This window comes from Rhodoplanes elegans (assembly GCF_016653355.1).
GTDB lineage: Bacteria > Pseudomonadota > Alphaproteobacteria > Rhizobiales > Xanthobacteraceae > Rhodoplanes > Rhodoplanes elegans.
In genome coordinates this window covers 22,451-31,530 of record NZ_NHSK01000103.1, presented here as the reverse complement: position 1 = coordinate 31,530, position 9,080 = coordinate 22,451, and the positions used below count along the sequence as shown (strand labels likewise).

Below are 9,080 nucleotides of genomic sequence, written 5' to 3'. Positions count from 1 at the left end.
CCGGGCGCGGCGCCCCGGCCCCCGGGGTCGGCGCCGGTGCCGGGCCAGCCGGTCACCACCGAGCAGTCGCGCGAGGCGGTGCTCGCCGCCGGTCCGCGCGTCCAGGTCGACACCCCCAACATCCGCGGCTCGATCGCCCTCAAGGGCGCCCGCCTCGACGACGTCGCGCTGGTCCGCTTCCGCGAGACCGTCGATCCGAAGTCGCCCGCCATCGTGCTGCTGTCGCCGTCCGGCACGCCGCATCCCTTCTATGCCGAGTTCGGCTGGGTCGGCGGCGCCGGCACCGGCGTGAAGCTGCCCGGGCCCGACACGGTGTGGAGCCAGGAGGGCGCCGGCGCCCTCACCCCGGCCAAGCCCGTGACGCTGGTGTGGGACAACGGCGAGGGCCTGCAGTTCCGCCGCACCATCACGGTCGACGACAAGTTCCTGTTCACCGTGAAGGACGACGTGGTGAACACCGGCTCGGCGCCGGTGACGCTGTACCCTTACGCGCTGGTCTCGCGTCACGGCACGCCGCAGACGCTCGGCTACTACATCCTGCACGAGGGCCTGATCGGCGTGCTCGGCGACCAGGGCCTGCAGGAGATCACCTACAAGGCGATCGAGGACAAGAAGGTGATGCCCTTCAAGGTCACCAATGCGTGGCTCGGCATCACCGACAAGTACTGGGCCGCGACCCTGCTGCCGGACACGTCCGCGAGCCTGCAGGCCAAGTTCTCCTCCGCCCAGGTCGGCAACGTCCGCAGCTTCCAGACCGACTATCTGCTCGATCCCGTCACGGTGCAGCCGGGCCAGACCGGCACCGCCATGGGCCGGCTGTTCGCCGGCGCCAAGGAGGTCGGCACGGTCGACGCCTACGACTCGGCGCTCAAGCTCAACCGCTTCGAGCTGCTGATCGACTGGGGCTGGTTCTACTTCATCACCAAGCCGATGTTCTGGACCATCGACTTCCTGTTCCAGTGGACCCACAATTTCGGCGTCGCCATCCTGCTGGTGACGGTGCTGATCAAGATCTTCTTCTTCCCGCTGGCCAACAAGTCCTACGCCTCGATGGCGAAGATGAAGGCCGTGCAGCCGCAGATGCAGGCGCTGCGCGAGCGCTATCCGGACGACAAGGTCAAGCAGCAGCAGGAGCTGATGGAGCTCTACAAGCGGGAGAAGATCAACCCGATCGCCGGCTGCTGGCCGGTGCTGATCCAGATCCCGGTGTTCTTCGCGCTCTACAAGGTGCTGTTCGTCACCATCGAGATGCGGCACGCGCCGTTCTTCGGCTGGATCCACGACCTCTCGGCGCCCGATCCGACCACGGTGTTCAACCTGTTCGGCCTGCTGCCGTTCGATCCGACCGTCGTCCCGGTGGTCGGCTCCTTCCTCCATCTCGGCGCCTGGCCGCTCATCATGGGCGTGACCATGTGGGTGCAGATGAAGCTCAATCCGGCGCCGCCGGATCCGACGCAGAAGATGATCTTCGACTGGATGCCGGTGATCTTCACCTTCATGCTGGCGAGCTTCTCGGCGGGCCTGGTCATCTACTGGGCGTGGAACAACACGCTCTCGGTGATCCAGCAGGCCGTGATCATGCGCAAGAACGGCGCCAAGATCGAGCTGTTCGACAACCTCAAGGGCCTGATCCCGAAACGGAAGGCCGAGTAGGACGCGGCCGCGCCGCGTCCCGACGACACCGCGTGATGGCCGGGCTCGTCCCGGCCATCCACGTTTCAGGACGGCGCGTCGTCGCTCCGCCGTCATCCTCATGGTGAGGAGCGGCTGCAGGCCGCGTCTCGAACCATGAGGCCATCGCCCCCCCGGCGGCCTCGCGGGCCGCCCCGCCCTTCGAGACGCCGCCTTCGGCGGCTCCTCAGGACGAGGGCGGAGCGGACTGTCCCGGGCCTCGGATCTGGAGCTGGTCGCCATCATGTCGGACACGCCGATCGCCCCCGTCGCGCCCGCGCCGTTCACGCCGGCCGAGATGTCGGCCGGGCGAAAGCTCTTCGCGGTCGACTGGCAGTTCATGGCGGCGGCCGCGAACATGGGCGCGCTGCCCAAGATGTTCGGGGTCGAGATCGCCTTCGCGGGGCGCTCCAACGTCGGCAAGTCGAGCCTCGTCAACGCGCTCACCGGCCGCGAGGGTCTCGCCCGCACGTCGCAGACGCCGGGCCGCACCCAGGAGCTGATCTTCTTCTCGGCCGGCGAGCGGCTGCGCCTCGTCGACATGCCGGGCTACGGCTACGCCGCAGCGCCCAAGGCCAAGGTCGCCGCCTGGACGGAGCTGATCCGCGCCTATCTGCGCGGCCGTGCCAACCTCGCCCGCGTCTATGTGCTGATCGACGCCCGCCACGGGCTGAAGGACACCGACGCGCCGGTGCTCGACCTCCTCGACGAGAGCGCGGTCAGCTATCAGGTGGTGTTGACCAAGGCCGACCAGCCCAAGCCCGCCGAGCTCGCCGCCGTCACGGCCGCGACCGAGGCGGCGCTGAAGAAGCGCACCGCCGCCTATCCGGGCATCCTGGTCACCGCCTCGCGCACCGGCGCCGGGATCGGAGAGCTGCGCGCCGCCGTTGCCCGGCTGATGAACGAGACGCGGTGAGGGTTCACGCGGGGCGCCGTCACGCGCGGGCTTGACCCGCGCGTCCATCGTCAGAAAAGTGCGTCTCGTTCGATGTCGCCGGGTCGAGCCCGGCGACGACGCTGCGGGTGACGCAATGTCACGCGCACAAGGGATGCGTTCGGATGACCCTCCAGTTCTTCGTCCTCGTCGCCGGCGTGATGGGCGCGGCCGGGGTGGCGCTCGCGGCGGCCGCGGCGCATGCGGCGCCCGGCGCCGGGCTCGACAGCGCCGCCCAGATCCTGATGGTGCACGCCGCCGCGCTGCTCGGCGGCACGGCCGCGGTCGCCGCCGGCCTCACCTTCCGGCCGCTCGCGCTCGCGGCGCTGATCGGCTTCGTGCTCGGCACCGTGTTCTTCGCCGGCGACATCACGCTGCGCGCCTTCGTCGGCAATCGCCTGTTCCCGATGGCGGCGCCGACCGGCGGCAGCCTCCTGATCCTGAGCTGGCTGACGCTGGCCGTCGCCGCCGCCGTGCGAATGATCCGCGGCTGAGGCACCGGCATCCGCGGGGACTCGGTCCCGGACTTTGGTTCCGGGACTTCTCCCGCGTAGCGTCGGTCCGCGCACCGGGCAACGCCGCCGCGCCTTTCGGACAGAGGTCGGACTCTGGATTCGGCGCGAAGTAACCGTATAGTTACTTGCGTCGGACGGCCCCCGCCGAGACCCCCATCGGTCGAGATCACGGGCCCCCGTGGCCGTCCGGCGCAGGATCACGGTCGATTCCGTCCGCTTGGCGGTTCAACATGCCCGAGGGTCTCGTCATTCGTCCGTCCAGCGTCACGCGCTGGGATTGCCTCGCGCTCGGCGAGGTGATGCTGCGCTTCGATCCCGCGTTCGGGCGGGTCAGGGAGACGCGCCGCGTCCGGGTCTGCGAGGGCGGCGGCGAGTACAACGTGGCGCGGGCGCTGCGGAAGTGCTTCGGGCAGCGGGCCGCGGTCGCGACTGCGCTGCCCGACGACGAGCTCGGCCGCCTCGCCGAGGATCTGATCCTGGCGAGCGGCGTCGACACCTCGACGATTCTCTGGCGGCCCTCCGACGGGAGCGGCCCCGCGACCCGTGTCGGCCTCAACTTCACCGAAAAGGGATACGGCGGCCGCGCGGCGCGTGGCTGCATCGATCGCGGGCACTCGGCCGCGTCGCAGATGCGGCCGGGCGAGATCGACTGGGACCGCCTGTTCGGCCGCGACGGGGTGCGCTGGTTCCACACCGGCGGCATCTTCGCCGGCCTGTCGGACGGCACGGCCGCGGTCGCGCTGGAGGCCGTCCAGGCCGCCCGCCGGCACGGCACGGTCGTCTCCTACGACCTCAATTTTCGCGAGTCGCTGTGGCAGGGGCGCGGCGGCGCCGCCGCGGCCCGTGCCGTCAACCGGGCGATCGCCCCGTTCGTCGACGTGATGATCGGCAACCAGGAGGACTTCCTGTCCCGCCTCGGTCTCGATGTGACGCTGCCCCATCCGGGCGCGACGCAGTTCGATGCCGAGAACGGCGTCGCCGTGGTGTCGGCGGCCGCCGCGGCGTTCCCGAGCATCAAGGTCGCGGCGACGACCCTGCGCGATGCCCGCACGGCCGGCTTCAACGACTGGGGCGCGCTGCTGTGGGCCGGCGGCACCGTCTACGCGCCGCGCCCGCGAAAAAACCTCGAAATCTACGACCGCATGGGCGGTGGAGACGCCTTCGCGTCCGGCCTCGCCTTCGCGTTCCTCACCGGCCGCGGCCCGCAGGCGGCGGTCGACTGCGGGGTCGCCCACGGGGCGCTCGCCATGACGTCGCCCGGCGACGTCTCGATGGCCGACGCCGACGAGGTTCTGGACGCCGCCGCCGCCGGGTGAGGCCCGCCGGCGGTCCCGGTCCGCCCATTCGGCTCTTTCCGGTCGGCCTGCGGCCCGGTAAAACCCGGCCCGCGTGCCGTTCCGGCCGCGCCGTCCGTTTGGCCTGCCCCGAGGACCCGCCATGACCGTGTCGCCCTACGACATCGCCCGCGTGCTGATCGAGGCGCTGCCCCACATGCAGCGCTACGACGAGGAGGTGGTCGTGGTGAAGTACGGCGGCCACGCCATGGGCGAGGAGGCCGGCGCCAAGAGCTTCGCCCGCGACATCGTGCTGCTCGAGCAGACCGCCATCAATCCCGTGGTGGTGCACGGCGGCGGCCCGCAGATCGGCGGGATGCTGAAGCGTCTCGGCATCAAGTCGGAGTTCGCGGCCGGGCTGCGGATCACCGACGCGGCGACCATCGAGGTCGTCGAGATGGTGCTGGCCGGCTCGATCAACAAGCAGATCGTCGGCTACATCAACGAGGCGGGCGGCAAGGCGGTCGGCCTGTGCGGCAAGGACGGCAACATGGTGACGGCCCGCAAGGTCAGCCGCACCGTGGTCGATCCGGGCTCCAGGATCGAGCAGATCGTCGATCTCGGCTTCGTCGGCGAACCCGACAAGGTCGACACCACGGTGCTCGACGAGATCCTCGGCAAGCAGCTGATCCCGGTGCTGGCGCCAGTCGCGACCGCGGCCGAGGGCGGCACCTACAACGTCAACGCCGACACGTTCGCCGGCGCGGTGGCCGGTGCGCTCAAGGCCAAGCGCCTGCTGCTGCTCACCGACGTGCCGGGCGTGCTCGACAAGTCGAAGCAGCTCATCAAGGAGCTGTCGATCGACGACGCGCGCCGCCTGATCGCCGACGGCACCATCTCGGGCGGCATGATCCCGAAGGTCGAGACCTGCATCTACGCGCTCGAGGCCGGGGTCGAAGGCGTCGTCATTCTCGACGGCAAGGTCGAGCACGCGGTGCTGCTCGAGCTTTTGACCGATCATGGTGCCGGGACGCTGATCCACCGGTGACGTGGCGAGCGACGCTCCTTAGCCAAGTCTAGCCGGCGGGAATCGGTCGCCAAGAATCACCAACTCCGCTCGTCCCCGCGAAGGCGGGGACCCAGGGGCGGCTCGACGTGCGGCCCTGGATCCCCGCCTTCGCGGGGATGAGCGGAGCGTGGGCGACACCGTCAGCCCCGCGCCCGGCAATCGCCACTGTCGGCGCATCCCATGCTACCGCGGCGCCGCGCCGCAGCCGGAATTCCGCCGTCGTCCGAACCCATTCGCCGCGCGTCGCGACCAATCCCGCGGGGGCGGGCCATCCACGCCTTGAGTGTGCGGATCGTTCCGTGCAAGGTGCCGCAACGTTTCCGGATGTTGCTGCTGCCCGCCACGGAGAGTTCCGACGTGACTGCGCGCTCCACCCGTGTCCTGATGATCTACCCCGAGTTCATCGCGAACTCGTTCTGGCACTACAAGGCGGCCTGCGAGCTGGTCGGCGCCCGCTATCCGGCGGCGCCGCTCGGGCTGATCACGGTCGCCGCGATGCTGCCTCCTCACTGGGAGGTGCGGCTCGTCAACCGCAACACCGAGACGCTCGCGGACGGCGACATCGCCTGGGCCGATCTGGTGATGATCGGCGGCATGCTCAACCAGCAGCCGGACTTCCTGCATCTCATCGACGTCGCGCACCAGCACGGCAAGCCGGTCTGCGTCGGCGGTCCCGACGTGTCGTCGAGCCCGCATCTCTATGCGAAGGCCGACTTCCAGGTGATCGGCGAGGCCGAGCTGGTCATCGACGCCTTCATCGCGGCGTGGGAGCGCGGCGAGCGCCAGGGCGTGTTCACGGCCGAGAAGTACCAGGCCGACATCACCAAGACGCCGCTGCCACGCTGGGATCTGCTCACGCTCGATCATTATCTCTACATCGGCGTCCAGTACGCGCGCGGCTGCCCGTTCACCTGCGAGTTCTGCGACATCATCGAGCTCTACGGCCGGGTGCCGCGGACCAAGACCAACGATCAGATTCTCGCCGAGCTGCAGGCCCTGCACGATGCCGGCTGGCGCGGCCACGTCGACTTCGTCGACGACAACTTCATCGGCAACAAGAAGAACATCCGCACCCTGATGCCGCGCCTCACCGCCTGGCAGCAGGAGCGCGGCTTCCCGTTCGAGTTCTCGACCGAGGCGTCGATCAATCTCGCCGACGACGACGAGATGATGCAGGCCATGAAGGACGCGAACTTCTTCGCCGTCTTCGTCGGAATCGAGAGCCCGGATCCCGAGACGCTGGTGCAGATGCGCAAGAAGCAGAACACCAAGCGCAACATCGCCGAGTGCATCCACAAGATCTACGGCTACGGCATGTTCGTGACGGCCGGCTTCATCGTCGGCTTCGACACCGAGAAGGTGTCGATCGCCAATTCGATGACCGAGTTCATCGAGGAGACGGCGATTCCGGTCTGCATGGTCGGGCTTCTCTACGCGCTGCCCGGCACCCAGCTCACGCGCCGCCTGGAGAAGGAGGGCCGCCTGCATCCCGGCCACGACGTGATGCATGTCGAGACCGGCGGCGACCAGTGCACGCTCGGCTGCAACTTCGACACGCTCCGGCCGTTGCGCGACATCCTGGTCGACTACCGCACCATACTGCAGAACGTCTTCGATCCGGTCGCCTATGCGGGCCGGCTGTCGCGCCTCGCCGCGATGATGGACCGCTCCGGCCGCCCGCGCGAGCTGCCCGACGGCGACCCGCGCAAGCGGCTCGGCGGCATCGAGGCCGTGCACCAGATCATCCGCGCCGTGCCGGAGGCGCGCGAGCCGTTCTGGACCGTGTTCGTCGAGGTGGCGAAGTCGAACCCCGGGGCGCTGCGCTACATCGTGCTGCTGATGGCGTTCTATCTGCACCTCGGCCCGTTCTCGCGCCACGCCGTCGCGGCCATCGATCGCCGCATCGCCGAGCTGGACGGCGCTGCGATGACACCCGAGCGGCCGCGCGTCGCGGCGACGGCGAGCTGAGCCCATCGGGCCGGCGGCCGGGACGGCCGAAGTCGACGCGTTCCGTATCGTGAAATGTCCGGCGCGCCGCCCGTCGCGCCGTCCGGCGAAGGGTCACGATCCGCCGTCGGTGGTCGCTGGGATGCGGCCGGCGACCAGGCTCGCATAGCTCGCCTCGATGCCGTCGACGGCGGCCCGCAGGGCCGGCACCAGCACCTCGTCGAGGGTCTTGGCGGACACGGCGGAGCGGAAATACGTCAGCCCGATCGTCGCCAGCACCCGGTCGCCCTGCTTGATCGGCATCGCGATGGTGGAGGACGACTTCGGCTCGACGCGGGGATCGCGGATCGCGTAGCCGTGCGTGCCGACGAAGGCCCGCACGCCGGCGATGGTCGCGGTCAGGTTGGCCGGCCGGTCCTCCGGATTCTCCGAGCGGCGCAGCTTCTTCACCAGGGCGCTGCGCTCGGCCTGCGGGCAGCTCGCGATATAGGCGCGCCCGAGCGCCCGCGACACCAGGCTGTGCCGCATGTTGAGGGTCGCGTGGAACGGCGACATCGGGCTGTCGGGGATCGTCGAGAAGCGCACCACCACCGCGTCGCCATCCAGCATGGCGATGGCGATCGGCCATTTGAGCCGCCGCGTCAGGTCGCTGCACCAGGGCCGCGCCGCTTCGACGATCATGGGCGCGCCGTGGAAGCCGGCGCCGAGCGTCGGCGCCAGCGAGGTGACGCAGTAGCCGCCCAGATGCCTGTCGTTGATGACGTAGCCCTCGGCCACCAGCGTGGCGAGCAGGCGCACGATGGTCGGCTTCGGCAGCCCGGTGTCCTTGTGGAGATCCGCGATGGTCGAGACGCGGCGCTGGTTGACGGCGCGCAGCAGCGCCAGCGCCCTGACGACCGACTGGACCGAACGCGGCGATGTCACGGTTTCCGGCCCCGCTGCTTGGTCGTCCCGCCCGTGTCCTCTTTTACACGCCGGCCGGATCGACGACGAGCACTGCTGCTCCGGGGCCTCGCGTTGGCGGGGACGAGCGGGTGATCGGGGGCCATCGGACAGCTCCTCTACCGCACCGCCCAGGCCGGGCGCAGCGTGGTCGCGGCTCGTTCCACATCGTGGAACGCACCCAGAGCCCGATTGTGCCGACGGGGCGTTCCCGAAACCATCCGCCCGCGCCGACGACGTCGCACGACGCAAGCAGGGCAGGAGCGGAATGATCACGGCCGAGACCCCGATGGATCTGAAGGCCCACGAGGGGCAGGATCTCGGGCATTCCGAATGGACGACCATCGATCAGGCGATGCTCGCCGGCTTCGCGGCGCTGACCGGCGACGATCACTGGATCCATGTCGACACGGCGCGCGCCGCGGCCGAGATGCCGGGCGGTCGCACCATCGCGCACGGGCTCCTGGTCTTGTCGCTCGGACCCCGCCTGCAGCGGCAGATCTACACGATCCGCCGGCGCGGCAAGGGGCTGAACTACGGCTACGACAAGCTGCGCTTCGTCGCGCCCGTGCCGGTCGAGTCCCGGGTCCGCCTGGCGCTCGCCCTGATCGAGGTCGCGCCGCATGCGATCGGCGCCCGCATCGTCACCCGCCAGACCTTCGAGATCGAGGGCGGCGAGCGCCCGGCCGTCGCCGCCGAGCACATTCTGCTGGTCGCGAACGCATGAG

At 69.8% G+C, this 9,080-nt stretch carries 8 protein-coding genes; 7 read left to right on the top strand and 1 reads right to left on the bottom strand.

All coding sequences use genetic code 11. The features are described from left to right. From yidC to CCR97_RS13825, 6 genes are all read left to right on the top strand, one after another. Window positions 1-1,653: membrane protein insertase YidC (yidC, locus tag CCR97_RS13850; RefSeq protein WP_201159577.1), on the top strand; the 1,653-nt coding region annotated here is incomplete at its 5' end. Window positions 1,654-1,915: 262 nt separating this feature from the next. After that, window positions 1,916-2,587: a ribosome biogenesis GTP-binding protein YihA/YsxC gene (gene yihA / locus CCR97_RS13845; RefSeq protein WP_170146082.1), complete on the top strand. Its 672-nt coding sequence runs from the start codon at window positions 1,916-1,918 to the stop codon at window positions 2,585-2,587. Window positions 2,588-2,730: 143 nt separating this feature from the next. Continuing rightward, window positions 2,731-3,099 (top strand): DUF423 domain-containing protein, encoded by a 369-nt coding sequence (locus CCR97_RS13840; protein ID WP_201159576.1) that lies wholly within the window; start codon window positions 2,731-2,733, stop codon window positions 3,097-3,099. 251 nt (window positions 3,100-3,350) lie between these two features. Further along, the gene (locus tag CCR97_RS13835; RefSeq protein WP_111358731.1) at window positions 3,351-4,436 is read left to right on the top strand and encodes a sugar kinase; all 1,086 of its coding nucleotides are present in this window, start codon (window positions 3,351-3,353) and stop codon (window positions 4,434-4,436) included. Between the two features lie 121 nt (window positions 4,437-4,557). Further along, the gene (gene argB / locus CCR97_RS13830) at window positions 4,558-5,442 is read left to right on the top strand and encodes an acetylglutamate kinase (RefSeq protein ID WP_111358732.1); all 885 of its coding nucleotides are present in this window, start codon (window positions 4,558-4,560) and stop codon (window positions 5,440-5,442) included. Between the two features lie 405 nt (window positions 5,443-5,847). Then, complete coding sequence (locus tag CCR97_RS13825) at window positions 5,848-7,431, top strand: B12-binding domain-containing radical SAM protein (protein WP_111358735.1); 1,584 nt, start codon at window positions 5,848-5,850, stop codon at window positions 7,429-7,431. Window positions 7,432-7,524: 93 nt separating this feature from the next. On the opposite strand, the gene CCR97_RS13820 is transcribed toward CCR97_RS13825, so the two are convergent. Continuing rightward, on the bottom strand, window positions 7,525-8,334 hold the full coding sequence (locus CCR97_RS13820) for a DNA-binding transcriptional regulator (protein WP_170145957.1): 810 nt from the start codon (window positions 8,332-8,334) through the stop codon (window positions 7,525-7,527). Window positions 8,335-8,620: 286 nt separating this feature from the next. On the opposite strand from CCR97_RS13820, the gene CCR97_RS13815 reads away from it, so the two are divergent. Further along, the gene (locus CCR97_RS13815) at window positions 8,621-9,079 is read left to right on the top strand and encodes a MaoC family dehydratase (RefSeq protein WP_111358733.1); all 459 of its coding nucleotides are present in this window, start codon (window positions 8,621-8,623) and stop codon (window positions 9,077-9,079) included. Window position 9,080: the final 1 nt, after the last annotated feature.

Coding starts and splice junctions, on each gene's coding strand:
- yihA (WP_170146082.1), top strand. CDS start 1,916: ATGTCGGACACGCCGATCGCCCCCGTCGCGCCCGCGCCGTTCACGCCG.
- argB (WP_111358732.1), top strand. CDS start 4,558: ATGACCGTGTCGCCCTACGACATCGCCCGCGTGCTGATCGAGGCGCTG.
- CCR97_RS13815 (WP_111358733.1), top strand. CDS start 8,621: ATGATCACGGCCGAGACCCCGATGGATCTGAAGGCCCACGAGGGGCAG.
- CCR97_RS13835 (WP_111358731.1), top strand. CDS start 3,351: ATGCCCGAGGGTCTCGTCATTCGTCCGTCCAGCGTCACGCGCTGGGAT.
- CCR97_RS13825 (WP_111358735.1), top strand. CDS start 5,848: ATGATCTACCCCGAGTTCATCGCGAACTCGTTCTGGCACTACAAGGCG.
- CCR97_RS13840 (WP_201159576.1), top strand. CDS start 2,731: ATGACCCTCCAGTTCTTCGTCCTCGTCGCCGGCGTGATGGGCGCGGCC.